Annotated in this window: 31 protein-coding genes and 1 tRNA gene; 19 read left to right on the plus strand and 13 right to left on the minus strand. The window is 67.1% G+C overall.

Annotation, left to right across the window (positions count from 1 at the left end):
- Positions 1-103: 103 nt before the first annotated feature.
- From moaB to QMG28_RS00840, 3 genes are read right to left on the minus strand one after another with little or no spacing between them, the layout of a single operon-like run.
- Positions 104-652, minus strand: coding sequence for a molybdenum cofactor biosynthesis protein B (moaB, locus tag QMG28_RS00830; protein ID WP_281840259.1), 549 nt, complete (start codon positions 650-652; stop codon positions 104-106).
- A gap of 3 nt (positions 653-655) precedes the next feature.
- Entirely contained in the window at positions 656-1249 is a 594-nt protein-coding gene (locus QMG28_RS00835; RefSeq protein ID WP_281840260.1) for a metallophosphoesterase family protein, read from the minus strand.
- On the minus strand, positions 1246-2034 hold the full coding sequence (locus QMG28_RS00840; RefSeq protein WP_281840261.1) for a uracil-DNA glycosylase: 789 nt from the start codon (positions 2032-2034) through the stop codon (positions 1246-1248). The genes QMG28_RS00835 and QMG28_RS00840 overlap by 4 nt, the downstream gene beginning before the upstream one ends.
- 95 nt (positions 2035-2129) lie before the next feature.
- Here QMG28_RS00840 and QMG28_RS00845 point away from each other — a divergent pair, with 95 nt between their 5' ends.
- The 8 genes from QMG28_RS00845 (at position 2130) to QMG28_RS00880 (ending at position 7940) form a co-directional block, all read left to right on the plus strand.
- Positions 2130-3086, plus strand: a complete 957-nt coding sequence (locus tag QMG28_RS00845) for an aspartate carbamoyltransferase catalytic subunit (protein WP_281840262.1) — start codon at positions 2130-2132, stop codon at positions 3084-3086.
- Entirely contained in the window at positions 3083-3631 is a 549-nt protein-coding gene (locus QMG28_RS00850) for a hypothetical protein (RefSeq protein ID WP_281840263.1), read from the plus strand. Before QMG28_RS00845 ends, QMG28_RS00850 begins: the two co-directional genes overlap by 4 nt.
- Before the next feature lie 23 nt (positions 3632-3654).
- Entirely contained in the window at positions 3655-4071 is a 417-nt protein-coding gene (locus QMG28_RS00855; RefSeq protein WP_281840264.1) for a hypothetical protein, read from the plus strand.
- Between the two features lie 66 nt (positions 4072-4137).
- Positions 4138-4725, plus strand: a complete 588-nt coding sequence (locus tag QMG28_RS00860; RefSeq protein WP_281840265.1) for an aspartate carbamoyltransferase catalytic subunit — start codon at positions 4138-4140, stop codon at positions 4723-4725.
- Complete coding sequence (locus tag QMG28_RS00865) at positions 4722-5225, plus strand: hypothetical protein (RefSeq protein ID WP_281840266.1); 504 nt, start codon at positions 4722-4724, stop codon at positions 5223-5225. The genes QMG28_RS00860 and QMG28_RS00865 overlap by 4 nt, the downstream gene beginning before the upstream one ends.
- Complete coding sequence (pyrC, locus tag QMG28_RS00870) at positions 5222-6484, plus strand: dihydroorotase (RefSeq protein WP_281840267.1); 1263 nt, start codon at positions 5222-5224, stop codon at positions 6482-6484. The genes QMG28_RS00865 and pyrC overlap by 4 nt, the downstream gene beginning before the upstream one ends.
- A 277-nt stretch (positions 6485-6761) precedes the next feature.
- Positions 6762-7367: a glycerol-3-phosphate 1-O-acyltransferase PlsY gene (gene plsY, locus QMG28_RS00875; protein WP_281840268.1), complete on the plus strand. Its 606-nt coding sequence runs from the start codon at positions 6762-6764 to the stop codon at positions 7365-7367.
- A 111-nt stretch (positions 7368-7478) separates the two neighbouring features.
- Positions 7479-7940, plus strand: coding sequence for a DUF805 domain-containing protein (locus QMG28_RS00880; protein ID WP_281840269.1), 462 nt, complete (start codon positions 7479-7481; stop codon positions 7938-7940).
- Positions 7941-7965: 25 nt separating this feature from the next.
- Here the strand turns inward: QMG28_RS00880 and QMG28_RS00885 are convergent, their stop codons facing one another.
- From QMG28_RS00885 to QMG28_RS00895, 3 genes are all read right to left on the minus strand, one after another.
- Positions 7966-9336 carry a glutamate--cysteine ligase gene (locus QMG28_RS00885; protein ID WP_281840270.1) on the minus strand — a complete coding sequence of 457 codons (1371 nt, stop codon included), beginning with the start codon at positions 9334-9336 and terminating at the stop codon, positions 7966-7968.
- A 100-nt stretch (positions 9337-9436) separates the two neighbouring features.
- A complete protein-coding gene (locus QMG28_RS00890; protein ID WP_281840271.1) occupies positions 9437-10048 on the minus strand; it encodes an enoyl-CoA hydratase/isomerase family protein in 612 nt (203 codons plus the stop codon).
- Positions 10045-10797, minus strand: coding sequence for an SDR family oxidoreductase (locus QMG28_RS00895; RefSeq protein WP_281840272.1), 753 nt, complete (start codon positions 10795-10797; stop codon positions 10045-10047). The genes QMG28_RS00890 and QMG28_RS00895 overlap by 4 nt, the downstream gene beginning before the upstream one ends.
- A gap of 118 nt (positions 10798-10915) precedes the next feature.
- Here QMG28_RS00895 and QMG28_RS00900 point away from each other — a divergent pair, with 118 nt between their 5' ends.
- The 6 genes from QMG28_RS00900 to QMG28_RS00925 all read left to right on the plus strand — a co-directional run bounded on the left by QMG28_RS00900 (position 10916) and on the right by QMG28_RS00925 (position 16100).
- Entirely contained in the window at positions 10916-12262 is a 1347-nt protein-coding gene (locus QMG28_RS00900) for a TldD/PmbA family protein (protein ID WP_281840273.1), read from the plus strand.
- Positions 12249-13028: an inositol monophosphatase family protein gene (locus QMG28_RS00905; protein ID WP_281840274.1), complete on the plus strand. Its 780-nt coding sequence runs from the start codon at positions 12249-12251 to the stop codon at positions 13026-13028. The genes QMG28_RS00900 and QMG28_RS00905 overlap by 14 nt, the downstream gene beginning before the upstream one ends.
- A gap of 117 nt (positions 13029-13145) precedes the next feature.
- Positions 13146-14210, plus strand: coding sequence for a LacI family DNA-binding transcriptional regulator (locus tag QMG28_RS00910; protein ID WP_281840275.1), 1065 nt, complete (start codon positions 13146-13148; stop codon positions 14208-14210).
- A gap of 41 nt (positions 14211-14251) precedes the next feature.
- Positions 14252-14328: transfer RNA gene (locus QMG28_RS00915), tRNA-Arg, on the plus strand.
- A 370-nt stretch (positions 14329-14698) separates the two neighbouring features.
- A complete protein-coding gene (locus QMG28_RS00920; RefSeq protein WP_281840276.1) occupies positions 14699-15664 on the plus strand; it encodes an ATP-grasp domain-containing protein in 966 nt (321 codons plus the stop codon).
- A gap of 100 nt (positions 15665-15764) precedes the next feature.
- Complete coding sequence (locus QMG28_RS00925) at positions 15765-16100, plus strand: hypothetical protein (RefSeq protein ID WP_281840277.1); 336 nt, start codon at positions 15765-15767, stop codon at positions 16098-16100.
- Between the two features lie 4 nt (positions 16101-16104).
- On the opposite strand, the gene QMG28_RS00930 is transcribed toward QMG28_RS00925, so the two are convergent.
- Both QMG28_RS00930 and QMG28_RS00935 read right to left on the minus strand, forming a co-directional pair.
- On the minus strand, positions 16105-16806 hold the full coding sequence (locus QMG28_RS00930; RefSeq protein WP_281840278.1) for a winged helix-turn-helix domain-containing protein: 702 nt from the start codon (positions 16804-16806) through the stop codon (positions 16105-16107).
- Positions 16778-17080 carry a hypothetical protein gene (locus QMG28_RS00935; protein WP_281840279.1) on the minus strand — a complete coding sequence of 101 codons (303 nt, stop codon included), beginning with the start codon at positions 17078-17080 and terminating at the stop codon, positions 16778-16780. Before QMG28_RS00935 ends, QMG28_RS00930 begins: the two co-directional genes overlap by 29 nt.
- A gap of 168 nt (positions 17081-17248) precedes the next feature.
- Between QMG28_RS00935 and QMG28_RS00940 the strand changes: the two genes are divergently transcribed.
- From QMG28_RS00940 to QMG28_RS00950, 3 genes are all read left to right on the plus strand, one after another.
- Positions 17249-17773 carry a hypothetical protein gene (locus QMG28_RS00940; RefSeq protein ID WP_281840280.1) on the plus strand — a complete coding sequence of 175 codons (525 nt, stop codon included), beginning with the start codon at positions 17249-17251 and terminating at the stop codon, positions 17771-17773.
- Positions 17774-17896: 123 nt separating this feature from the next.
- Complete coding sequence (gene rnhB, locus QMG28_RS00945) at positions 17897-18526, plus strand: ribonuclease HII (RefSeq protein ID WP_281840281.1); 630 nt, start codon at positions 17897-17899, stop codon at positions 18524-18526.
- A gap of 96 nt (positions 18527-18622) precedes the next feature.
- Positions 18623-19720 (plus strand): site-specific DNA-methyltransferase, encoded by a 1098-nt coding sequence (locus QMG28_RS00950; protein ID WP_281840282.1) that lies wholly within the window; start codon positions 18623-18625, stop codon positions 19718-19720.
- Between the two features lie 101 nt (positions 19721-19821).
- On the opposite strand, the gene QMG28_RS00955 is transcribed toward QMG28_RS00950, so the two are convergent.
- On the minus strand, positions 19822-20961 hold the full coding sequence (locus QMG28_RS00955; protein WP_281840283.1) for an alkane 1-monooxygenase: 1140 nt from the start codon (positions 20959-20961) through the stop codon (positions 19822-19824).
- A gap of 67 nt (positions 20962-21028) precedes the next feature.
- Positions 21029-22087, minus strand: a complete 1059-nt coding sequence (gene mutY, locus QMG28_RS00960; RefSeq protein WP_281840284.1) for an A/G-specific adenine glycosylase — start codon at positions 22085-22087, stop codon at positions 21029-21031.
- A gap of 73 nt (positions 22088-22160) precedes the next feature.
- Between mutY and QMG28_RS00965 the strand changes: the two genes are divergently transcribed.
- A complete protein-coding gene (locus tag QMG28_RS00965) occupies positions 22161-22700 on the plus strand; it encodes a DUF721 domain-containing protein (protein ID WP_281840285.1) in 540 nt (179 codons plus the stop codon).
- Positions 22701-22710: 10 nt separating this feature from the next.
- Entirely contained in the window at positions 22711-23370 is a 660-nt protein-coding gene (locus QMG28_RS00970; RefSeq protein WP_281840286.1) for a DsbA family protein, read from the plus strand.
- On the opposite strand, the gene lpxK is transcribed toward QMG28_RS00970, so the two are convergent.
- From lpxK to QMG28_RS00985, 3 genes are all read right to left on the minus strand, one after another.
- A complete protein-coding gene (gene lpxK / locus QMG28_RS00975; protein WP_434784406.1) occupies positions 23367-24293 on the minus strand; it encodes a tetraacyldisaccharide 4'-kinase in 927 nt (308 codons plus the stop codon). The two genes, QMG28_RS00970 and lpxK, sit on opposite strands and share 4 nt — an antisense overlap.
- A gap of 3 nt (positions 24294-24296) precedes the next feature.
- A complete protein-coding gene (locus QMG28_RS00980; RefSeq protein ID WP_281840287.1) occupies positions 24297-25589 on the minus strand; it encodes a 3-deoxy-D-manno-octulosonic acid transferase in 1293 nt (430 codons plus the stop codon).
- Positions 25590-25703: 114 nt separating this feature from the next.
- Positions 25704-25904, minus strand: a complete 201-nt coding sequence (locus QMG28_RS00985; RefSeq protein WP_281840288.1) for a heavy-metal-associated domain-containing protein — start codon at positions 25902-25904, stop codon at positions 25704-25706.
- Positions 25905-25974 lie beyond the last annotated feature (70 nt).

Below are 25974 nucleotides of genomic sequence, written 5' to 3' on the forward strand. Positions count from 1 at the left end.
GAACCACTCCCGTTTGGGTTTCCCGATAGTCTTACCGCGGCTTTTGATCGGCGCAATCGGGCAGAGTTGACATAGCCGTTACAGGCTTGAACGGCCCTGCCGGCTATTTCCGTCGCTTATGCTCGTCGAGACGGGGAAAAATCTCGACGAAGTTGCAGGGCGGATGGGTATAGTCGAGCTGCGCGGCGAGGATCTCGTCCCAGGCGTCCTTACAGGCGCCGGTCGAGCCGGGCAGCGCGAACAGATAGGTGCCGTTGGCCACGCCGCCGGTGGCGCGGCTCTGCACGGCGCTGGTGCCGATCTTCTGGAAACTCACCAGAGCGAAGATCGTGGCGAAAGCGTCGATTTCCTTCTCATATACGTCGCGATGCGCCTCGACGCTCACATCGCGCCCGGTCAGCCCGGTGCCGCCGGTGGAAATCACCACGTCGATCTCCGGGTCGAGCGACCAGGCGCGCAGCTTGTCGGCAATCGCGCCCCGGTCGTCTTTCACGATGTCGCGGTCGGCCAGCACATGCCCCGCCGCCTCCAGCCGTGCCACGAGCGTATCGCCCGAGCGGTCATCGGCCAGCGTGCGGGTGTCCGACACGGTGAGAATGGCGATACGGACGGGAATGAAGTCGCGCGTGGCGCTGTCGGTGATCTGGTTCATGGCTCAGACCTCGAACCAGTTCACGGTGGGTCCGAGGTTCTTCACCAGCGTCTCTTCGATCATGCCTTCCTCGCCCCAGCAATCGTGGATATGGCCGCAGAGCAGCAGCCTGGGCTGCACCCATTCGGCCGCGATCCGCACGGCGACGGAGCCGACCGAGATGCCATCGGCGGTGCGGTCGGCAATCCCCTTGGGCGGCGAATGCGAGACGAGGACATCGGCCCCGAACGAGCGCTGCAGCATCTCTTCCGCCTCGTCTTCGGTGAGATCCCAGCTCCACGCACCAAACGGGGTAACGGGGATGCCCCCGCCGATGCCGAAGATCGTCACACCCACGATCTCCACGCTCGTGCCATGCAGCACATGCGCGCCCTCGGGCGCGGCCATCTGCAATTCTTCGAGGCTCTCGTTGTTGCCCGGCACCAGCACCAGCGGCTTCTCGATACCGTCGAGCAGGCCCATCGCCTCGGCGATCCCCTTGCGCATGTTGCAAAAGTCGCCCGCGCCGATCACCAGATCGGCCACCCGGCTCGCAGCCACAATGTCTTCGGCCCGCGCGCGCGCCATGTGCAGATCGGAAAAGGCCAGGATTTTCATGGGGTCTCCCTCAGCTTCGCCTGAATTTCAAGAAGGTCGGCCCAGGCCTCGCGTTTGGCGGCGGGGTTTCTGAGCAGATAGGCCGGATGGGTCATCGGCATCACCGGCTTGTCCAGCGCCTGCGTCCAGTTCCCGCGCATGCGCAGGATGCCGCTGCGCCCGATGAGCGCGCCGCAGGGGGTATTGCCCATCAGGATCAGCACGTCAGGGTCGGCCAGCGCGATATGGCGGGTGACGAAGGGCACCATCATCGCCACTTCCTCCGCCGTCGGCGTGCGGTTGCCGGGCGGGCGCCAGGGCAGGACATTGGTGATGTAGACGGCACGGTCGGCATCGGCACTCTCGCGGTCGAGCCCGATGGCGGCGAGCATCTTGTCCAGCAATTGCCCGGCCCGGCCAACGAAGGGGCGGCCGATCCGGTCTTCATCCGCGCCCGGCGCTTCGCCCAGGATCATCACCCTCGCCGCCGGATTGCCATCGGCAAAGACGAAGTTGCGCGCGCCCTTCTTCAGTTCCAGCCCGTCGAAGTCGCACATCGCCCCGGCCAGCGCATCGAGGTCTTGCGCCCCGGCGGCAAGGCGCGCGGCTTCGGCGGCATGATCCAGCTTTGGCGGTTCCGCAGGTGGCGGCGGCGCGGCGGCAGCGGCGGGTTTGGCCGCTTTCGGCGCGCTCTCTTCCAGCGCGTAGCGGTCCACGGCAGCGTCGCCCACCGCGTCCACCGCGCCAAGCTCCACATACCATTCCAGAAGCGCCTTCGCGCTGTGCCAGTCCTGCGCCGAATCCATGCCCCGACGCTATCCCATGCTCCGGCGGCCCGCCAGCGCCCTTGCCCGTGGCCCGCGCCGGGGCTATCACCCGGAAAAACCGGGGAGCGCCGCCCATGACCTTCCGCCACCGCCATCTGCTCGGCATCGAACCGCTCGCGCCGGACGAGATCACCACGGTTCTCGACCTCGCGGAAAGCTATGTCGATCTCAACCGCCAGCCCAAGAAGCGCTCGAAGGTTCTGCAGGGCCTGACCCAGATCAACATGTTCTTCGAGAACTCGACCCGCACCCAGGCCAGCTTCGAGCTGGCCGGCAAGCGGCTGGGGGCGGATGTGATGAACATGTCGATGCAGGCGAGCTCGATCAAAAAGGGCGAGACGCTGATCGACACGGCGCTCACCCTCAACGCCATGCATCCCGATCTGCTGGTCGTGCGCCACCCGCATTCCGGCGCGGTCAACCTGCTGGCCGAAAAGGTCAACGCCGCCGTGCTCAATGCCGGCGACGGCAAGCACGAGCACCCGACGCAGGCGCTGCTCGACGCGCTGACCATCCGGCGCGAAAAAGGCCGGCTGCACCGGCTCACCATCGCGATCTGCGGCGATATCGCGCATAGCCGCGTGGCGCGGTCGAACCTGATCCTGCTCGGCAAGATGGAAAACCGCGTCCGCCTCGTCGGCCCGGCCACGCTGATGCCGAGCCGGATCGAGGAGTTTGGCGTCGAGGTCTACGACGACATGCGCGAGGGGCTGGAGGGGGCCGATGTGGTGATGATGCTTCGCTTGCAGAAAGAGCGGATGGACGGCGGCTTCATCCCGTCCGAGCGCGAATATTATCACCGTTACGGGCTGGATGCCGAGAAGCTGGCCCATGCCAGACCCGACGCCATCGTGATGCATCCCGGCCCGATGAACCGGGGTGTGGAGATCGACGGCACAATCGCCGACGACATCAACCGCTCGGTGATTCAGGAACAGGTCGAGATGGGCGTGGCCGTGCGCATGGCGGCGATGGAGCTGCTCGCCCGCAATCTGCGCGAGGCGCCCGAGCCCCGGAATGTGCTGGTATGAGCGGCGATCCCCTCGATTTCGGCCCCGACCGGGGCCTGCGCGAAGCCTGGCTCTTCACCCTCTTCGTCACCTCCGACGAGGCCGACCGCTGGGAGCCGCCGCGCCCCGGCAACCCGCGCGACTGGCCGCTTGTGGATGCGCTCGGCGCCGGACCGCTTGAGCCGGGCCATGTGAGCGTGTTCGAGGCGGGCGATCTTGGCAAGGAGGGCCTGCGCAAGTTCCTGATCGACGCAATCGGGATGGACGCCGATCAGGTCAATGCCGATGCCGGCAAGCTCGACATGATCCGCGGCACCGTGGCGCTCGTTCAATCCGCCGCGCTGACCGAGCGGCCGGGGCGATTCACGCCGGCGCGGCCCGCCAATTTCATCGGCCATTATGCCGAACACCAGAGCCTTGCCCCCGCCACGCCCTTCGCGCCGGGCGCGAGCACCCGGGGCCATATCCCGCCCGCCAACGCCCCCGCGCCCGATACGCGCCGCGGGCTCATCCTGACGATTGCCGCCCTGGTCGCGCTCGTCGTTCTCGTACTTGCGCTGACCTGATCCGCCCTCACCCGGAGCCGCCCATGCCCAGCCCCCTGCCTGCCCTCGCCGATGGCGAAACCCTCGTCGCCCGGTTCAGCGGCAACCTGACCACCTATATCAAGGAGCATGTGATGCTCGCCGCCATCGGCTCGGTCGGGGCGGCGCTGGTGCTGATCTGGCTGGGCGACGCGAACTACTGGGTCGGCCCCGTCGGCGCCGTGCTCGCCATCGCGGTGCGTGGCGTCTATGTCGCCTCCGAACAGGTGGGCATGACCTGGCAGCTCACCGACCGCCGGCTGATCACGCCCGCCGGGCTCACGATTCCGCGCTCCGAGATCGAAACGGTGCGCACCATCTTCTCGGCGGCGCAGGTGGTGACCCGCAAGGGCGACAAATACATGATCAAGTACCAGCCGGACCCGAAGGCCGTGGCGGCAACGATCATGGGGCGCAGCTAGCGGCATTGCCCGGCGCGGCCAGCCCGCCTATACGGGACAGGGGCCGCAATCAGCTTGGGCGACACCATGACCGAGACCAGTGAACAGCCGTATCCGGCCGGGGTGAAACTGCGCGACGTGCCCGCGGGATGGGAAGGAATTCTCGACCCCGGAGAGCGCATTCTCTGGCAGGGGCGGCCCGATCAGGCGTTTCACCTGCGGCTGAGCCAGATTCCGATGACACTCTTCGGCCTGTTCTTTGCAGGCTTCGCGCTGTTCTGGATGGTCATGGCGGCACGGCGTGGCGGGATTTTCTGGATGTTCGGCCTCATCCACTTCACCGCCGGCCTCGCAATCATCTTCAACGCCACCTACTGGGGCACAATGAAGCGGCGGCACACCTGGTATACGCTGACCGACCGGCGCGCCTTCATCGCGACCGATCTGCCGGTAAAAGGGCGGTCGCTCGCCAGCTATGCGATCACACCCGAGACCCGCCTCACCTGGCGTGAGGAAATCCCCGGCACGGTGTATTTCGCCCGCGAGGACCGGCGCGGCAACAAGGGGCGGAGCTATTCCGTCGATATCGGCTTCGAGCGGATCGACGATTCCGGCAAGGTTTATGGCCTGATGCGCAAGGTGCAGCGCAGCCAGGCGCCCGAGGCGGAGGCATGAGCGCCCGCCCCGACATCGCGGCGCAACTCGCCCCGGGTGAAGCGCTTCTGTGGAGCGGCCACCCGCGGCCCGGCCGCCGGGTGCCCCTGAAAGCCACGGCCTTCGCGGCGGCGCTGTTCACCGCTACGCTGCTTCTGGCCGTGCTCTCCTGGTATGTCGCAATCTTTCGCGGCCATCTGCCCGGATCGCGGCCCCTCGTTCTGGGTATCCTCACGCTTGCCGCGCTGTTTACCTATGCCGGTCTGCGCCTGACCGTGCTCGACCGCCGCCGCGCCCGCGCCCGCGATGGGCGGACGGCCTATGGCATCACCCCCCGCCGGGCGCTGGCGCTTACCGGCCCCTATCTGACCGAGCTGGCGCTCAGGCCCGGCGTGGCGGTATCGCTCAGGGGCGGCACGGTGATCGTCTCGGACGAAGACGCCACGCTTCGCTTCGAGCGGCTTGACGACGGCGCCGCCGCGCGCGACATCCTGATCCGCCAGATCGAGGGGGGAGCATGACCACGATTACCTTCACCAATGCCCGGCTGATCGACCCGGAAACCGGAACCGAAACGCCCGGTTCGCTCACCGTCGAAAACGGCGTAATCCTGGGGCGCGATCTCGCCCCGGCGGGCGAGGTGGTGGAGTGCGGCGGCAAATGCCTTGCCCCCGGCATCGTCGATATCGGCGTGAAGGTGGGCGAGCCGGGCGAGCGGCACAAGGAAAGCTTCCGCACTGCCGGGGCCGCGGCGGCGGCGGGCGGGGTGACCACGATGGTCACCAGGCCCGATACGACGCCCGCCATCGACACGCCCGAAGTGCTCGATTTCGTCACCCGCCGCGCCCGCGAAGTGGCGCCGGTGCGGGTGCATTCGATGGCCGCGCTCACCAAGGGCCGCGCCGGGCGTGAGATGGTCGAGATCGGCTTTCTGATGGATGCAGGTGCCGTGGCCTTCACCGATTGCGACCATGTGGTAACCGACGCCAAGGTCTTCTCCCGCGCGCTGTCCTATGCCCGCCAGCTCGGCGCGCTGGTCATGGCCCATCCGCAGGAACCGGTGCTCACCCATGGCGCGGCGGTAACCTCGGGCAAGTTCGCCAGCCTGCGCGGGCTGCCTGCCGTCTCTCCGATGGCCGAGCGGATGGGGCTGGAGCGCGACATGGCGCTGGTCGAGATGACCGGCGCGCGCTACCACGCCGACAACCTTTCCACCGCCGTCGCCCTGCCGGTGCTGGAACGCGCCAAAGCCGCCGGGCTCGACGTGACCGCCGGGGTGAATATCCACCACCTCACGCTCAACGAGCTCGACGTGGGCGATTACCGCACCTTCTTCAAGCTGAAGCCACCGCTGCGCTCGGAAGAGGACCGGATGGCGATGGTCGAGGCGGTGGCCTCCGGCCTGATCGACGTGATCTCGTCGATGCACACGCCGCAGGACGAGGAATCCAAGCGCCTGCCCTTCGAGGAGGCCGCCTCGGGCGCGGTGGCGCTGGAAACGCTGCTGCCCGCCGCGTTGCGCCTGGTTCATGCCGGGGCGATCACGCTGCCGGTGCTCTGGCGCGCGCTGTCGATGAACCCGGCGCGGCGGGTCGGCCTGCCCGGCGGCACACTCGCCACGGGCGCGCCCGCCGACCTCGTGCTGTTCGACCCGGATGCGCCCTTCGTGCTCAACCGCTTCACGCTGCACTCGAAATCGAAGAACACCCCGTTCGACGAGGCCCGGATGCAGGGCAAGGTGCTTGGCACCTGGGTGGGCGGCACACGGGTTTTCGGCTGACGCCGACCCGTTGGGGGGCGCTGCCCCCCAAACCCCCCGAGGTATTTGAAGAACGAAGAAAGGGGCATGGCCGGTCCACCCCCCGCCGGCGGGCGGGGGCGGGGGCTTCTCCGCCACGGTCACAGGCTCCTCAGCCTGCACCATGGCACCATGAGCCCGGCATATCGTGGCGATCTCTTCTTCTCTGTTCAGAATACCGCCGGGGCGCGCAGGCCGAAGGGGCAGACAGCGCCCCTTTTCGCTTGCCGAAACCCCCTGCGCCGGGGGATAGAAAAGCATGCCCGAGATCACCACACCGATCCCGCTTCTCGCCCTGACCGCCCTGCTCGGCTACCTGCTCGGCTCGGTCCCTTTCGGCATGGTCTGGGCAAAGCTTTTCGGCCTTGGCGATATCCGCGAGATCGGGTCGGGCAATATCGGGGCCACCAACGTGCTGCGCACCGGCAACAGGCTGGCGGCGCTGCTCACGCTGATCGGCGATATCGGCAAGGGCGCCTTCGCGGTGCTGGTGGCGCGCGCGGCTCTGGGCGAGGATGCGGCGCAGGCGGCGGGGCTGTTTGCCTATCTCGGCCATCTCTTCCCGGTTTATATCGGCTTTCGCGGCGGCAAGGGCGTGGCGACCTGGCTCGGCACCATTCTGGCCGTCGCCTGGCCGGTGGGGCTGGTCGCGGCTGGCACCTGGCTTGTCACGGCGGCGCTGTTTCGCATCTCGTCGCTGGCCGGGCTGGTGGCGGCGGCGCTTGCACCGGTGCTCGCGCTGGCGGTCGGGCGGGGCGAGGTTTTCGTTCTGGCGCTGTTGCTGGCGGCGCTGATCTTCGAGCGCCACCGCGCCAATATCGGCCGGCTCCTGCGCGGCGAAGAGCCCCGCATCGGCAAAACCTGACAGCGCCAGCCCCTGTCGCACGTGATGCCGGCGCGGATCACGCGAGTGTTGATTTTGGCCCGGAAGGGGCGCACCATCGGGGCAATTATAACTCGTAATGGGACAGTAAAAATGACTTTCGGACAATCGGTCAGCACCTGTTTTTCAAAATACGTCACCTTCTCGGGGCGCGCGCAGCGGTCGGAATTCTGGTGGTGGGTGCTCTTCGTCTTCGTCGCCAACCTTGTGTTGTCGGTCATCGACTCGGTGCTGTTCGGCACCACGGTGACAACCGAATACGGCTTCGAAGCCTCGACCAATACGCCGATCCTGTCGGGCCTGTTCGGCCTCGCCACGCTGCTGCCCGGCATCTCCGTCGCCGTGCGCCGGCTGCATGACCGCGACAAGTCGGGCTGGTGGTACTGGCTGGTGCTGATCCCGCTGGTGGGGATCATCATCCTGATCGTCTGGTTCGCCACCGAAGGCACAAGCGGCCCGAACCGCTACGGCGAAGACCCGCTGGGCGGCGGTAGCGATTATGGCGGCGGCGAGGGGCTGACGGCCTCTTCCGTTCCGAACGTGCCGCGCGGCTGAAAACGACCGGGGCGGCCGGACCGGATCAGTAGCTGTATTCGGCGTAGATCCGGCTGAGGTCTTCGTTCCAGTCGCCCCAGTAATGCTCCAGAAGCTCGTCGGCGGGCGTCATCCCGTCTTCCACGCTGTCTTCCAGCGCGGTGAGGAAATGGCGCTCGTCGGGCACCATGCCGCCGAAGCCTGGCCGCGCGCGCCGGCGCAGCCCGCTGCGCGAGATATCGAGCACGGTTTCGGCCAGCACACGCAGATGCAGCCCGCCGACCTGGCCCTGCAACCCGTCGACGCTGGCGGCCACGCGCAGCGCCTCGCGGGTTTCGGCATCCCAGTCCTTCACCAGATCCCAGGCGGCATCGAGGGCCGGTTCGTCGTAGAGGATGCCCACCCAGAAGGCGGGCAGCGCGCAGATCCGCCGCCACGGCCCGCCATCGGCGCCGCGCATCTCCATGAATTTCTTGATCCGCACTTCGGGGAAGATCGTGGTGAGGTGGTCGGCCCAGTCGCTGAGGGTAGGGATTTCGCCCGGCATGGCCGGCAGGCGGCCATTCATGAAATCGCGGAACGACTGGCCGCGCGCGTCGATATAGGTGCCGTCGCGATAGACGAAATACATCGGCACATCGAGCGCGTAATCGACATAGCGCTCAAAGCCCATGCCATCCTCGAAGACGAAGGGCAGCATCCCGGTGCGGGCCGGATCGAGATCGCGCCAGATCCGCGAACGCCAGGATTTGTGGCCGTTGGGTTTGCCGTCGAGGAACGGTGAATTGGCGAAGAGCGCCGTGGCCACAGGCTGCAGCGCAAGGCCCACGCGGAACTTCTTCACCATGTCGGCTTCGGAGGCGAAATCGAGGTTCACCTGCACCGTGCAGGTGCGATACATCATCTGTTTGCCGAGCGTGCCGACCTTGTCCATGTAATCGGTCATCAGCTTGTAGCGGCCTTTGGGCATCATCGGCATCTGCTCGTGCGACCAGACCGGCGCGGTGCCCAGTCCGATAAAGCCGGCACCGATCTGGTTGGCCACGGTCTGCACTTCGCGCAGGTGCTCGTTCACCTCGTCGCAGGTCTGGTGGATCGTCGCCAGCGGCGCGCCCGACAGTTCAAGCTGCCCGCCCGGCTCAAGCGAGATATTGGCGCCCTTCAGTTCCAGCCCGATGATATGCCCACCCTCGTGGATCGGCGACCAGCCATAGGTATCGCGCAGGCCCTCCAGCATCGCCTTGATCGAGGTCGGCCCGTCATAGGGCAGCGGCAGAAGCGTTTTCTTGTCGTAGCCGAATTTCTCGTGCTCGGTGCCGATGCGCCATTCTTCCTTGGGCTTGCAGCCGCTTGCGAGATATTCGGCAAGTTGTTCGGGCCGCTCGATCGGGCCGCCGCCGGACTGGGGAATGGACATATCTGGCCTCCGGGCCGTGGGAGTTCGCGTGGTCGGTGAAGTGGTGGGGCAACGGGCGGGAAGTGTCAATCCGCCGGGAGCGGCGAAGCGCGCGGCGGGGTCAGCCGATCATCCGCTTGATCGCCGCCACATGGGCCGCGCGCGCCGCGCGGGCGTCTTCGGCCAGCATCTCCACCGTTTCTTCCAGCGCCTCGCGCGGCACGATCCTGTCGACCAGCCCCCAGGCCAGCGCCTCCTCCGCCGGGATCTTTTGCCCCGCCATCAGGATCATCCTGGCCCGCGCCGGGCCGACAAGGGCCGCCAGGCGCGGCGGGTCGGAGGGCTGCGGCAGGAAGCCGAGCTTCATCACCGGGTAGAAGAACCGCGCCTCAGGCACCGCGATACGCAGATCGCAGGCCAGCGCCATCCCGAAGGCGCCGCCCGCCAGCGTGCCGTTGAGCGCGGCGATGGTCAGGATCGGCGCCCCGGCGATCGCGCCCGAGAGCCGCTCCCAGAGCGGGCTGGTGGCAAGCCCGGCGCGCGCTTCGTCGAGGTCCGCCCCGGCGGAAAACACCTTGCCCGTGCCGGTGAGCACCAGCACCCGCGCTTCGCGGGCGGCCTCCCCGGCGAACGCCGCGAGGCTCTCCAGCATCTCGCCGGTCAGAGAATTGGCCTTTTCCGGCCGGTCGATGGTGGCGGTCCAGAGCCCGCCATCGCGCACATAGCGGATCATGCGCCCAGGCCCACCTGCGCGCGGATGGCCGGATCGTTCAGCAATACCTCGTCGCCGAGATAGGCATCCGCCGCCGGGCTGCACATCCACAACAATGCCCTGGCCGGCCAGTCCGGCGGGATATGGTCGCTCCATTGCATCGCCGAGACGGGATTGACCCCGGAACTCTTGATCTCGCGCTGCATCTCGGTGGCGACGGTGCCGGGGCTGAGGGTGAGCGCCCGGATACCCGCGCGCGCCTCTTCCTTGTGGAGCGCCTTCGTCATCATGTGCACGGCGGCCTTGGACGCACAGTAATGGCTCCAGCCCTCCAGCGGGTTATGCGCCGCGCCCGACCCCACGGTCAGCACCGTGCCGCCGCCCTTTTCGCGCATCATCGGCACCGCCGCGCGCATCCCGTGATAGACGCCCTTGAGATTGATATCGAAGGCCCGCGACCATGCCGCCGGATCGCTGCCGCGCAGCATCGAAATCGGTTCGATCACACCGGCATTGTTGACCAGGACGTCGATCCGGCCAAAGCGCCAGGCGGCCTGATCCATCGCCGCCTTTACCTGACTCCAGGAGGCGACATCGCAGGTTACCGCCAGGGCCTTGTCGCCGATCTCGCGGGCGATCCGGCCAATCGCTTCGCCCGAACGCGCAAGCAGCACCACATTGGCGCCAGCCCCGGCAAAGGCCCGCACCGCCGCCTCGCCGATCCCGCGACTCGCGCCGGTGACGACCACCGTTTTGCCCGTCATATCCATCCCGCATCCTTCCGTTTTCATATGGATAGCCGCTGGCCAGAGCGTATTCCAGTACCCGATCACTTGCGGCACGGGGTGCGGGCGTTTACCTCACGGGGAACATCGCAAAGGACGACGCATGACGATTTCGCTCGAAACCCTCAGCCAACAGCTTCTCGACGCCGCGAAAAAAGCCGGCGCCGAGGCGGCGGATGCCATCGCCATTTCGGGCACGTCGCTGTCCATCGACGTTCTGAAGGGCAAGCTCGAACATGCCGAGCGCTCGGAGGGGGTCGATATCGGGCTGCGGGTGCTGATGGGCCGGCGGCAGGCCAGCGTGTCGGCCTCCGATACCTCGCCCGCCACCATCGCGGCGATGGCCGAGCGCGCCGTGGCGATGGCGAAGGAAGCGCCGGAAGATCCGACCGCCGGGCTCGCCGATCCGTCGCAGCTTGCGCGCGACTGGGATATTGCGGCGCTTGAGCTGGAAGACAGTGCGCCGGAACCCGCCCCAGCCGCGCTGGAGGAAGATGCCCGCCGCGCCGAGGCCGCCGCGCTCGCGGTAGACGGGGTGAGCCAGGTACAGTCGACCTCGGCAGGCTATGGCCGCCGGCAGCTTCACCTTGCCGCCAGCAACGGCTTTTCCGGCGGCTATGCCCGCACCGACCGGGCGATCTCGCTCGCCGCGATCTCGGGCACCGGCGCGGCGATGGAGCGCGACTATAACGGCGAAAGCCGCACCTTTCAGGCCGATCTGCCAAGCCCGGAAGAGATCGGCCGGATCGCGGGCGAGCGCGCGGCATCGCGCGCAGGCGCGAACCAGCCGCCCACCGGCACCTACCCCGTTCTGTTCGACGAGCGCATCTCGTCGTCGCTGATCGGCCATCTTCTGATGGCGGTGAACGGCAGTTCGATCGTGCGCGGCTCGTCCTATCTGCGCGACCATCTGGGCAAGCAGGTTCTGCCCGAAAACCTCTCGCTGATCGAAGACCCGCACCGCCCCCGCATTTCCGGCTCGCGCCCTTTCGACGGAGAGGGGCTGCCGACGCAACGGCGCGCGATCGTCGAGAACGGTATTCTGACCGGCTGGACGCTCGATCTTGCCACCGCGCGCAAACTCGGGCTGGCAAGCACCGGCAACGCCGCGCGCGGTACCTCCGCGCCGCCCTCGCCGACAATCTCCAATGTGGCGCTCACCCAAGGCAGCGCCAGCCGCGAAGACCTGATCCGCGACATGGGCACCGGGCTGCTGGTGACCTCGCTGATCGGCTCGACGGTGAACCCGAATACCGGCGATTACTCGCGCGGGGCCTCCGGCTTCTGGGTCGAGAACGGTGTGATCACCCGCCCGGTGAACGAATGTACCATCGCGGGTAACCTGCTCGATATGTTACTGCGGATCGTTCCCGCAAACGATGCCGAACCGCACCATTCGCGCATGGTGCCCTCGCTGCTGATCGAAGGGTTGATGCTTGCCGGAAACTGACGACCTTGCCCTGCTGACCGACGCCGCGCGCGCCGCCGGAGAGATCTCGCGCGGCTACTTCCAGCGCGCCCCGAAGGCGTGGGACAAACCCGGCGCGGCCGGGCCGGTGACCGAAGCCGATATCGCGGTGAACGACATGCTCGAAGAGCGGCTGCGCGCTGCCCGCCCGGGCTATGGCTGGCTGTCGGAGGAAAGCCCCGACGATGCCGCCCGACTGAACGCCGCCCGCGCCTTCGTGATCGACCCGCTCGACGGCACCCGCGCCTTCATCGAAGGCGATTATGCCTGGGCCCATGCGCTTGCCGTGGTCGATAACGGCACAGTGACCGCTGCCGCGATCTACCTGCCGATGACCGACAAGCTCTATTCCGCCGCGCGCGGGCAGGGCGCGCATCTGAACGGCGCGCGTCTCGCCGTTTCGGCCGCCGACGCGCTCGACGGGGCGACGGTGCTGGCCTCGCGCACCAATTTCGAACCCTGGCACTGGGTCGAGGCGCAGGTGCCGCAGGTGAGCCGCAAGTTTCGCTCGTCGCTCGCCTACCGGATGAGCCTTGTGGGCGAAGGCCGGTTCGACGCGATGCTCTCGCTGCGCCCGACCTGGGAATGGGACGTGGCCGCCGGATCGCTCGTCGTCGAGGAGGCGGGCGGGCGTGTGACCGACCGGCGCGGCGCGGCGCTCAGGTTCAACGCCGCCGAGCCACGGGTGAACGGCGTGGTCGCCGCCGGGCCGCGGGTGCATAACGAGATCACCCGGCGGCTGGTCTGACACCATCCGGGGCAGCCCCGGCATGTTACCGGTATCTGCCTTGGTTTTATGGCTTTCGCTACGGGTGTTCGTCCGCTAACATTCATACAATACCGTGCGCGACAGAGAGGCCATGCCGTGACCGACGAACCCCACAAACCCGCCAAACGCCCGCTCACCCTGCGGGATGTGTCAGAAGCGTCCGGCGTATCTGAGATGACCGTGAGCCGGGTTCTGCGCAACCGGGGAGATGTGAGCGATTCCACCCGCGCCCGGGTGCTGACGGCGGCCAAGGAGCTGGGCTACGTGCCCAACAAGATCGCCGGCGCCCTCGCCTCGCAGCGGGTGAACCTGGTGGCGGTGATCATCCCCTCGCTCGGCAACATGGTGTTTCCGCAAGTGCTCACCGCGATCTCGGAAGTGCTCGACCAGACTCCGCTGCAGCCGGTGGTCGGTGTCACCAATTACCTGCCGGAACGCGAGGAAAAAGTGCTGTATGAAATGCTCTCCTGGCGGCCCTCCGGCGTGATCATCGCCGGGCTTGAACATTCCGACGCGTCCAAGGCAATGCTGCGCGGCGCGGGTATTCCCGTGGTCGAGATCATGGATACGGACGGCACTCCGATCGATTCGATGGTCGGCATCTCGCACCGCCGCGCCGGGCGGATGATGGCCGAGGCGATCATGAAGGCGGGCTACCGCAAGATCGCCTTTCTCGGCACCAAGATGCCGCTCGATCACCGCGCACGCAAACGCTTCGAGGGCTTCACCGAGGCGCTCGCCAAGAAGGGGCTGGAGATCGTCGACCAGGAATTCTACGACGGCGGCTCATCGCTGGCCAAGGGCCGCGAGATGACGGCCCGCGTGCTCGAACGCAGCCCCGAGGTCGACTTCGTCTATTACTCGAACGACAAGATCGGCGTCGGCGGGCTACTGCATTGCCTCGATGCCGGGATCGACGTGCCCGGGCGGCTCGGCCTGGCCGGGTTCAACAACATCTCGCTGCTCGACGGCTTTTCGAAACGGCTCGCGACGATGGATTCGGGCCGTGAAGAGATCGGCCGGCGCGCCGCCGAGATCATCGCCGCGCGCGTCGAGGCGGGGAGCGACGAGATGGCCGGAGAACGGATCGAGCTCAGCCCCACGATCAGCCGCGGCGACACGCTGCGCGCCCGCCCCGCCGGCGGCGACTACCCGGAATAGCGTAGACAATCCCGGCGCAACGCGGCATCAAGGCCGCGCGCGGCCCCGTGGCTCAACTGGATAGAGCAGCCCCCTCCTAAGGGGCAGGTTGCAGGTTCGAATCCTGCCGGGGTCGCCAGCGCTCCCCACCGTCATTCACGCCACGCTGCAAGTTCAGGCTATCGGCGCATCGCTACGATGGACCGAGCGCTCGAATTGATCTAACGTTTTCGTGAGGATCGCGTGAACGAATCTCCCCTGTCCGGTATTGGTGAACGGGAGGGCAAGTTTGCCCACGTCGATTTGAACCAGTCGGCAGCACATTTTTATCGCTGCTTCAGAACATACAGTTTTTCAGCCATCCGGTGTCGGGGGACATTTTCATCACGATGGGTACTGAAGCCGAACCGAACATTCTCTTGCTTTGCGCCAGACGGGGCCTTGCCACATCCGTTCTGTATTGCGTTCGGGGCGCCGGGATACGGCCGGTTGTGGCCGGGGGCCGGGCCATGCGGCCGCTGCGGTTTTCGCGCTATTGCCGCAAATTCGTCGATCTTGAGCTTGCCGATTACGAAAATGACCGCGCCGGACTGGCGAAACGGGTGAACGAGCTGTGCGCGCGCTACAGGATTGATCTCGTCATGCCGGGCGATTTCGACGGGCAGGCCGCGCTGGTGGCGATCAAGGGCGAGCTTTCCACCCCGGTCTTCCCCATGCCCAGCCAGGCGCAATTCGAGGAACTGAACGACAAGTGGCGCTTTCAGCAGCTCTGCCAGAGGCTCGGCCTGCCGATACCGAAAGCGGTGCATCTGCCGGACAAGTCCGCCATCGACGCCGACGCGCTTGAAGCGGAGCTTGGCTATCCGATGGTGATCAAGCCCACCGGGCTGGGGCAGAGCGAGGGGCTGGTCATCGCCGCGGACCGGGCTGCGCTCACCCGCGAGGTGCTCGACAATCCGGATTACGACCACGGCCCGATGGTCGCCCAGAGCAGAGTGGACGGGCGCGATATCGGGCTCGACATTTTCGCCGTCGACGGCGAGGTGCTGTGCAACTCGGCACATGACCGCGACGGGTCCAAGGTGATTTATCTCGCCAACGACACCTTCCTTGAGGCCGCCCGCCGGATCGCCCGGGAGCTTAAGCTGACCGGCGTCTATGATTTCGATGCGCTGGTGAATGACCAGGACGGCACGCTGCACCTGCTCGAATGCAATGCGCGTTTCTGGGGCACGATCGCCCATGCGCAATGGTGCGGACGCAACTTCGTCAAGACCGGCATCGCCGTTGCGTTCGGCCAGCCCGTGCCGGAGCAGCCCGACATCGCCGGCTGCACCGTCCGCTCGCCGGCCCATCTGCTGGTTCGGATCCTGACCTTCCGCCAGGCGCCACGGCGGCTCAATCGCGCCGAGAGGGCTGCGCTTCGGCAGGGGCTTGGCGACCCGGTCGCCATGCTTCTGCGCGCGCAAGACTGATCCGGCGGCCGATCCGCCACCGGATCGGACAATTTTCTGCGTTTTATCGTGGGCGGAATCGCCTTTGCGGCGTAGAACCGGGCCAACAGGGGTGCATCGGGTGGCCGAGATTGACGACATGATCGCGTTCGCGCTCAAGGCGTTGCTGTCAGGCAGCGGCGACAGCCGCCGCGCGCTGGTGCGCCGGATGTGCGAGCGCTGGCCGGAAAGCCCGGCGCTTTCAGTGGTTTTCGCCCTCACCTCCGCCGCCGCGATGATCGAAGACAATCTGGTGGGCACGGGCGGGATGAGCGGCGCGGGCCCGCTCGCCTACCGCATGGCGGCGCTGGTCTCGGCCGATATCTATGCTGTGGAAAGCCTCGGCAAGCGCCCGGCAAAGGCCCATGACCTTCTGCATTTCTGGCGCCGCGTCGATCCTGCCTATCTGGCCCCGTGACGGCTCAGATCATGCGGATCACGTCCTTGTCGATGGAGAGCATGTAGCCGCGCCGGGCGATGGTGCGCACCAGCAGCTCGGCCATGAGCTGGTTGCCCAGCGCATCGCGCAGCCGCTTGATCCGGGTTGCGCCCGCCGCCTCGTCGCAATCGGCGGCATTGCGGCCCGAGATCACCGCTTCCAGCTCGGCGCCCGAAAGCACGACATCGTCCATCCGCGCTTCGGCCAGAACCGAGAGGGTTTCGATGGCCGCTTCGGTCAGGCTGAATTCCATGTTGTTGAGATAAACGGTCCGGTCCGCCCGGCTGATGATCAGCGAATTCACCTGTATGCCGGCGCGCTCGATCTCGCCCATGCGCCGGTTGAGCGCGATGATCGTGAGCACGAAGACAAGCGCGGCCACCAGCAGCCCGGTGGCGAAGAGCATCAGCACGAAGATCACCACCCGATAGGAGGCGAGCGTATCGGAAAAGGCGGTGCCCGATTGCGCGAGGATTTCAAGCAGCCTGATCTCGGCTTCGCTGGTCAGATCGTTCTCGACGAAGATCTGCTCGACACGGGCGTTGAAGGCATTGGCGTCGGGCAGATTGAGAAACAGGAAGACAGCCGCCAGACCGAGGATCGCGACCACCGCCGCGACCCCGATCAGCACCACCCGGTTTCCGGTCTGGCGCGCTTCAGTAACGGAGGAAGTAGTCTCCCGCACTCTCTCTCCTTTTCTCGTCGTCCAGACCGGCTTCGCCGAAGACCGACACCACCGAAAGCAGCGTCCAGCCCTCGACGCGAATGCGCGCGGCAATCGCCTCCGCCGCCGCCTCGCGGCTGGCGCAGGCAGGGTCCGGCAGGGCGATCACGCCGTAATGCAGCCGCAGGGGATCGTCGCGCTTGGCCTTGTAATCGGCATAGCACTCCGCCGCCGCAGGCAGGGCCGCGAGGCTGAGAAGGGCCGAAAGGCCAAGGGTAGCGGCGATGCGTTTCATGCGCCCGACCCTGCGCGGGGCGGGGTGGATATTCAATATCAAACCGCCCTGCTCCCGGCGATATGCGATAGCGAGGGGGCGTTATTGTTTGTCCGGCGCCACCCGCTCCAGCCTTGTCTCACCTCGATCTTCCCCGGCGCAATGCCGGCCAACAGGAAAGGACAAGACATGACCCGGAGCTTTTTCAAACTGTCCGCACGGTCGGCCATGATCGCCACGCTGACCGCGGCCCTCGCGCTCAGCCCGCTTGCCGCCAGCCCGGCGCGTGCCGGAAACGAAGAGACCATTGGCGCCATCGCCGCCGCCTCGGTCTTTGCGTTGATCACCGCCGGTATCGTCGCCAATGCGGCCACGCAGAAAGGCCACAAGTCCACGCCCACGCCGCACCACTATACCCCAAGGCGCGACCCGGAGCCGAACCGCTGGGATCACGGCCGCACCCGCACCGATCCGCGCAAGCTCTTGCCGGCGCAATGCGAATTTTCGGTCAATCATGGCCGCGACCGGGGCAGCTACTACAGCAGCCAGTGCCTTCAACGCAGCTTCAACCACTGGCCCTACCTGCCCGACCGCTGCGAAAAGCGCATCGACGGGCCGGGCCGGCACGATATCCGCGCCTATGACGCAAGCTGCCTCGCGCGCTACGGCTACCGCGAGGACGAACGCAGCCGTGGCCGCGACGCGCGGCGCTGATACGGCATATCGAGCCGGGGGCGCGGCTGTCGCAGGTTTCGCCGTGCTCCCCTGGGCGGGCGGGCCATGTGCCCCCCGCCCTTTTTGCTTGCACCGGGCGCGAGCATGGGCGACCCAAGCGGCATGACGAAAGACGGACCGGATTTCAGCTTCGAGGCCGCCGCGCTGGCGGCGGGGGCCACCCGCGTGGCCGGGGTGGACGAGGTCGGGCGCGGGCCGCTCGCCGGGCCGGTCACCGCCGCCGCCGTGGTGCTCGACCCCGCCCGCATCCCCGAAGGGCTGAACGATTCAAAAAAGCTCACCGCCCGGCGGCGTGAGGCACTGTTCGAGGCGATCATGGAAGCGGCGAGCGTGTCCATCGCCCATGCCAGCGTGGAAGAGATCGACGAGATCAACATCCTGCGCGCCTCGCATCTGGCGATGACCCGCGCGCTGGCCGGGCTGATCCCCGCCGCCGATCACGCCCTGATCGACGGCAACCTGCTGCCACGTGGCCTGACGCTTCCGGCGGAGCCGGTCATCAAGGGCGATGGCCGCTCGCTCTCCATCGCCGCCGCCTCGATCATGGCGAAAGTGACGCGCGACCGGATCATGGTGGACCTCGCGCAACAGCACCCCGGTTATGGCTGGGAGAGCAATGCCGGATATCCGTCAAAAAGCCACATTTCGGCGCTCCAAAATCTTGGTGTGACCCCACACCATAGGCGTTCGTTCCGGCCCGTGCACAATATCTTGTATCAAGAAAAAACGTAAGTGCTTGATTCAAAAAAGAATTTGACCGCGAATCGCCTTTGACTCATCCTTAGCCTCAACAACGAGCACAAATGTGCCGGGGACAGAGGCAGACAAATGACCAAACAGACTCGCGTAGCGGTGCCCGACTTGCCGCTGAACCAGATCCTTGCCGGTGACTCCATCGAGGTGATGAATTCCCTCCCGGAAGCCAGCGTCGATCTCATTTTCGCCGACCCGCCCTATAATCTTCAGCTCAAGGGCGATCTGCACCGGCCCGACAATTCCAAGGTCGATGCCGTCGACGACCACTGGGACCAGTTCGACAGCTTCAAAATCTATGACGAATTCACCCGTGACTGGCTTGCCGCTGCCCGCCGGCTGCTCAAGCCGAACGGCGCGATCTGGGTGATTGGCTCCTATCACAACGTGTTCCGCATGGGGGCCGAGCTGCAGAACCAGGGCTTCTGGATCCTCAACGACGTGATCTGGCGCAAGTCGAACCCGATGCCGAATTTCCGCGGCAAACGCTTCACCAATGCGCATGAAACGCTGATCTGGGCGTCGAAGTCGGAAGAGGCGCGGCCCACCTTCAACTACGAGGCGCTGAAGGCGCTGAACGAAGGGGTGCAGATGCGGTCGGACTGGATGCTGCCGATCTGCACCGGCCATGAGCGGCTGAAGGACGAGAACGGCGACAAGACGCACCCGACGCAGAAGCCCGAGGCGCTGCTGCACCGGGTGATCCTCGGCACGACCAATCCCGGTGATGTGGTGCTCGACCCGTTCTTCGGCACCGGCACCACCGGCGCGGTCGCCAAGATGATGGGCCGCGAATATATCGGCATCGAGCGCGAAGAGAGCTATCGCAACGCCGCCGAGAAGCGGCTCGCCAGGATTCGCAAATTCGACAAGGAGGCGCTGACCGTCTCCGCCTCCAAACGCGCCGAGCCGCGCGTGCCCTTCGGCCAGCTTGTCGAGCGCGGGATGCTGCGCCCCGGCGAGGTGTTGATGAACGCGCGCGGACAGCTTGCCAAGGTGCGCGCCGACGGCACGCTGATTTCGGGCGACGCCAAGGGCTCGATCCACCAGGTCGGCGCGGCTCTGGAGCACGCGCCCTCCTGCAACGGCTGGACCTACTGGCACTTCAAGCGCGAGGGCAAGACCGTGCCCATCGACGTGTTGCGCCAGCAGATCCGGGCCGAGATGTCATAAAGAATTCAACGAGGTACCGCCTGTGCCTGCGGCTTCGCGCCGGGGCACCCAACTTGTGCCCCGCCCTTGTGGCGGGGCCTTTTTTGCATCGGATGCCGCCCCTAGCGCAGCTCCGGCGCGGGAAACTCGCCGCGTTTATACGGCCCCCAATCGGTGATTTCGGGGTAGTGGTCGGCCCGCCATTTGCGCACGCGCGGGTTCATCACCCGCCGCCAGAGCGGCGGCACCATCGCCACAAAGCCCATCGCCGCATACCCGAAGGGCAATTGCGGCGCTTCGGCGTCGGGATAGGTCTGCAGCAGCGGGTAGCGCCGGGCGGGCTTGTAGTGGTGATCGGAATGGCGTTGCAGGTTGATGAACTGCCAGCTCGTCGCCCGGTGATCGGCGTTCCAGCTATGGTGCGGGCGCACCGGCTCGTATTTGCCGTCACCCAGATATTTGCGGGTCAGCCCGTAATGCTCCACGTAATTGGTCATTTCGAGCTGCCAGATCGCCACGATGGCCTGGAACGCGAACAGCCCCAGCCCCTCCCAGCCGCCGACCAGCACGGCAAGGATCGCCGCGCCCGCCTGCAGCGCCCAGTAGCGCCAGAACGGATTGGCCCCGTCGAGCGGCGCAAGATCGCGCCGCGCCAGCTTCGCGGTTTCGGCGTGCCAGGCCGAGGTCAGCCCGGTGAACAGCACCCGGACGAAATAGCGGTGAAAGCCTTCGTTATAGCGCGCCGTCACCCCGTCGCGCCGCGTGCCCACCCAGGGGTGGTGCACCAGCAGATGTTCGGTGCGGAAGTGGGAATAGAGCACCGTGGCGAGCAGCAGGTCGGCGAGCCAGCGCTCGAACCTGTCGGACTGGTGCAGAAGCTCATGGGCATAGACAATCCCGACCGATCCCGAAAGCACGCCCACACCGAAGAACACGCCGAGCTTTTCCCAGCCGGTGAGGTGGTCGGACCCGGTCACATACCAGATCGTGCCGTAGATCATCGCCACCTGGATCGGCAGCCAGATCCAGGTGATGACCTTGTACCAGAACAGATCGGCGTCGCGGGTCTCAAGGTCGGGGTTGTCGGAATTGCGCCCGAGCACGGCATCGAGCGCGGTATAGAGCCACCACGCACCGGCGGGCGGCAGCAAGAGCGCCCAGCCGCCATAGGTGGCTGACAGCCACACAAGCGGCAGGAGCAGGAGCGACACCCAATAGGGCACCGCATGGCGGAAACTGGCAACTTCGGTAGCGGGAACCATAACACACCCTTTCAGACTGCCCTGAGCATACGCGGCGGGATGCATCGGCTCAACGGGTGCGGCAATGTCACTCGGCGGCGCCGAACGACAGCCGCGCGAGGTCGTAGGCCTTGCGCATCACCGTCGGCAGATCGGTCGGGCGCAGGCGGGGCACGAAACTGCCGCGCACGGGCCGGCAATCGGCGGGCAGATCGGCCACCCGCAGCGCAAGGCGCAGGTGGAAATGGGTGAAGGTGTGGCGCACCTCTTCGCCTGGATCGCGCCAATTGGCCGCGACCGGGGGCAGATCCTCGGCCGTGTCGCCCCAGACGCCGCCGGGCCAGCCCAGCATACCGCCGAGCAGCCCGCTTTCGGGCCGTGTCTCCAACAGCCAGGCGCCGTCTTCGCGCCGCCCGACATAGGCAATGCCCAGACGCACGGGCTTGGGCTTTTTCGCTTCGCGGGCGGGCAGATCGGCGGCGATCCCCGCCGCGCGCGCCTGACACGGTTCGCGCCATGGGCAGATGCCGCAGGCGGGCGATTTTGGGGTGCAGATCGTCGCGCCCAGATCCATCACCGCCTGCGCATAATCGCCGGGGCGTGTGGCGGGCGTCATTGCGGCGGCCTTGTCGCGCATCTCCGGCTTTGCCCGCGGCAGCGGCGTTTCGATCCGGAAGAGCCGCGCCATGACCCGCTCCACATTGCCGTCCACCACCGGCTCGGGCCGGTCGAAGGCGATGGCGGCAATGGCCCCGGCCGTATAGGGGCCGATGCCCGGCAGGGCGCGCAGCCCCTCGGCGGAATCGGGAAACACGCCACCCAGCTCCCCCGCCACCACGCGGGCGCATTTGAGCAGGTTGCGGGCGCGGGCGTAGTAGCCGAGCCCGGCCCATTCGCCCATCACCCGCGCATCGTCGGCCGCCGCGAGCGCCGCAACATCGGGCCAGAGCGCCATGAAGCGGGTGAAGTAATCGCGCACCGCCGCCACCGTGGTTTGCTGCAGCATGATCTCCGACAGCCAGACGGCATAGGGATCGGGCAGGATGCCCGCCGCGCGCTGTGCCGGGTTCACGCGCCACGGCAGCACCCGGGCGTGGCGGTCATACCAGCCCAGCAATTCCTCCGCCATCTCGCCCGCGTCACGCATGTGTTATGTCCTGTCAGTGCTTTGAAGTGGCATGACCTTGCCGCGCGGCTTAGTATCCCACAAGCACATGAGGATGCCAGTGACGACCAGGCAAACAGACAAACCGGAGCGTCGGCGGCGAGGGTTCGAGCGTACCTCGGCCCTGCTCACCCAGCGCATCCGCGAGGCAGGCGAAGCCCGGGGCTTTGCCGTGACCCGTCTGCTCACCCATTGGGACGAAATCGCCGGGCCGGACATCGCCCGCATCGCCCGGCCCGTCGAGGTCAATTATGGCCGCTCCGGCGGGTTCGGCGCCACGCTGGTTCTGCTCACCACCGGGGCCAACGCGCCGATGCTGGACATGCAGAAGGAGCGCATCCGCGAGAAGGTGAACGCCACCTACGGCTATGCCGCGATCTCGCGCGTGCGGCTCACCCAGACCGCGCCCACCGGCTTTGCCGAGGGGCAGGCCCAGTTCACCCGGCAGCCGAAGCCCGCGCCCCGTGCGCCGGACCCCGAGATTGCCGCCCGCGCGCATGAAAGCGCGGCGGGCATCGAAAACGCCGATCTGCGCGAAGCCCTTGAGGCGCTGGCGCAAAACGTTCTATCCCGCCGGAAACACCCGGCCGACTGAAAGGTAACACATGACCCGTATCCTGCCTGCCATCGCAGCCCTGATCCTCGTTCTCGCCGGCGGCGCCTGGCTGTCTGGCCGCTCCGCGACCGACGCGCTCGTCGCCCCCGCTCTGGGGCAGGACGCGGCAGCCGATGTGGAGCTGATGCCCGACTACGTGCTCGGCGACGACGCCGCGCCGGTAACGGTGATCGAATACGCTTCCTTCACCTGCCCGCATTGCGCCAACTTCCACGGCGACCAGTTCAAGAAGCTGAAAACGAATTACATCGACACCGGCAAGGTGCGCTTCATTCACCGCGAAGTGTATTTTGACCGGTTCGGGCTCTGGGGCGGGCTGCTCGCCAATTGCGGCGGCGAGGTGCGGTATTTCGGCATTGCCGGCATGCTCTACGACCAGCAGAAAGACTGGATCGGTTCGGGCGACCCGACCGAGATTCTCGCCAACCTGACCAAGATGGGCAAGACCGCCGGCCTCACCGAAGAGCAGGTCGATGCCTGCCTGAAGGATGAGGCGCTGGCCACCCGGCTCGTCGCCACCTTCCAGGCCCATGCCGAGACCGATGACATCAACGCCACGCCGACGCTGATCATCGACGGCGACAAGCACTCGAACATGTCGTTCAACGACCTCGCCGCGATCATCGACGAGAAACTGGCCGACAGCTAAGCCAGCAACGCCTCGAATGCGGCCCAGTCGCCGAGTTCGAGGCGCACCGGCAGGCTCACCACCTTCTGGCGAAAGGCGCGGGGCAGACGCACCGCGTCTTTTTCCGTTGTAACAAGCTGGGCACGGGCCGAGCGCGCCTCATTTTCGAGCCGCGTCATCAGCGCCGGGGTGAGGTCCTGATGATCGGTGAGCGCCTGCGCGCGCACGAGGTTGGCGCCCAGACCTTTCAGCGTGGCGAAGAAGCGCTCCGGCGCACCGATCCCGGCAAAGGCGACCACGTCGAGCCCCTCCCAGTCCATTCCCGTGGGCAGGGGCGCGAGGTGTGCGGCGGCGATGGGGCAGGGCAGGCGCACGGCCCATTTGGCGGCAAACTCCGCCTGCGCGCGGTCCGGGCCGATGGCCACCAGCAGATCGGCCCCGGCAAGCCCGTCAGACAGCCTGCGCTTCAACGGACCGAGCGGCCAGGCATAGCCATTGCCAAAGCCACGCAGCGCATCCTCGACCAGCACGCGCGCCTTCGCACCCGGCAGATCTCCGTCAAACACCACGATCCCGGCGCCCGCCTCAGCCGCCGCGCGGACCCCCTCGGCCGGGTCGGCGGCGATCCAGGTGGGTGCGAAAGCGGCGATCAGCAGCGGCTCGTCGCCCACGCGCGACGGATCGTCGTGGCGTTCGTCGACCATCGCGGGCGCACCCGGCCCATTCGTCACCACATGCACCGCCCGGCCCTGCATGGCGAGCCGCTGGGCAATAGCGATCACCGTCGGCGTCTTGCCGGTGCCGCCGAGCGACAGGCTGGTGACCGAGATCACCGGCACCGGCGGCAGGCGGGCGGGTGCAGCTGGCAAACGGCGGCCCGGTGCGAGCGGGCCGAGGAGGCGCAGCAGCGGCCCCGCCGGGCGATACCAGAACACCGGCGCCAATGCTCACACCCCCCGCTTATCGAGCGCCTCGATCACCAGTGCGACGATCCGGTCGGTCGCCTCGGCACCGGAGGTGGTCACCTCCCAGGCCGCTGCCGCCATCTCGGCCACCTTGTCGGGGGAAAGCAGGAATTCCACAGCGCGGGCAAGGCTGGCGGTATCGGCCACGGCACGGGCCGCCCCGGCATCGCGCAGCCGCTCGTAGCTTTCGCGCCACAGCCCCAGATGCGGGCCAAACAGCACCGCCGAGCCAAGCGCCGCAGCCTCGAACGGGTTGCGCGCGCCTTGTTCGCCCATCAGCGTGCCGCCCATCAGCGAAATCGGCGACAGCCGATACCACAGGCCAAGCTCGTCGCCGAGATCGGCCACGAAGATCTCCACCTCCGGCTCCGGCTCATCGTCGCCCGAGCGCAGGCCGACGACCCAGCCATCGGCCTCCAGCGCGGCGGCGAGCGCCGGGCCGTCTTCCAACGGGTCGGGCACGAGAACGAGCAGCAGCCGATGCGCCCCGCGCATCGCCTGCCGGTGCGCCTCGACCACCATCTGCACCTCGCCCGCCGTCGCCCCGGCGGCGAGCCAGACCGGGCGCGCGGCGAGAATTTCGGCGATGGTGTCGCGTTCGGCCTGGCTGCAGGGGAGCGGCGCGGTGCCTTCCTGGAGGAACCCCATCGCCTCGATCCGATCTTCGGCCACGCCCAGCGCCCTGAGCCCCGCCGCGGCCCGCTCATCGCCGGCAAGAACATGCGAAAAGCGCTTCAGGAGCGCCCGGCGCAGCCCCGGAAACCAGCGCCAGCCGGGCCGTTCGGGCACCCGTGCATCGACCAGAAACATCTCGATCCCGGCCCGCCCCGCCGCTTCGATCAGGGCCGGTTCCAGTCGGTTATCGGCCCAGACGGCCAGATCGGGCCGCCAATGCTGGAGGAAGGTATCGACCCCGGGGCCGGTGCCATAGGGCGAGAATTGCAGCGCCACATCGCGCGGCAGGCGGGCGGCGAGGAGTTCGTCCGGCCCGTGGCGCGCGGTGGTGATGAGCACGCCCAGATCGTCGCGCTCCTCGCGCAGACGGTCGATCAGTTCGGGAATGCCCAGCGCCTCGGCCTCGCTGCCCACATGCAGCCAGACGAGCGGACCCGGCGGGCGCGGCAGGCTCGTCGCGCCCAGCCGCTCGCTGCCGCGGTCGGCATCCTCGCGACCGGCCGCCAATTCGCGCTGGAGCCGCCGCTCGGCGCGGCTGCGCCCGCCCGGTCTTTGCGACGCCAGAAACAGCGCAAGGGCTATGCCGGGATGCGACGCCACGGCCTACCTCCCACCCGGTTGCTTCGCCATGCGGTGGGGGTGCATCGCCATTCGCCTTCCGCCCTGATCACCATCGGCGCGAGCCTAGTCGAAGGCGCGCAGAGGGAAAAGGGCTCAGGCGATCTCGCTTGCGGGGTAGCCCGCGTCTTTCATCGCAGCGAGAACCTCGGCGGTGGCCAGCGTGCTGTCGACCTCGACCTCGCGCGCCTCCATGTCAAAGCTCAGTTCGGCGCCCGCATCGGCGTCGAGCAGCGCGGTTTCGATCGTGGCCTTGCAATGGCCGCAGCTCATATCGGGAACGGAAAACTTGCTCATGGCGATCTCCTTCTTTGCACTCAGCTAGGAACGCGCCCACCCGCCGGTCAATGACAAATCCACGTGATAT

It is taken from the genome of Sinisalibacter aestuarii (assembly GCF_027923545.1).
Taxonomy (GTDB): Bacteria; Pseudomonadota; Alphaproteobacteria; order Rhodobacterales; family Rhodobacteraceae; genus Sinisalibacter; species Sinisalibacter aestuarii.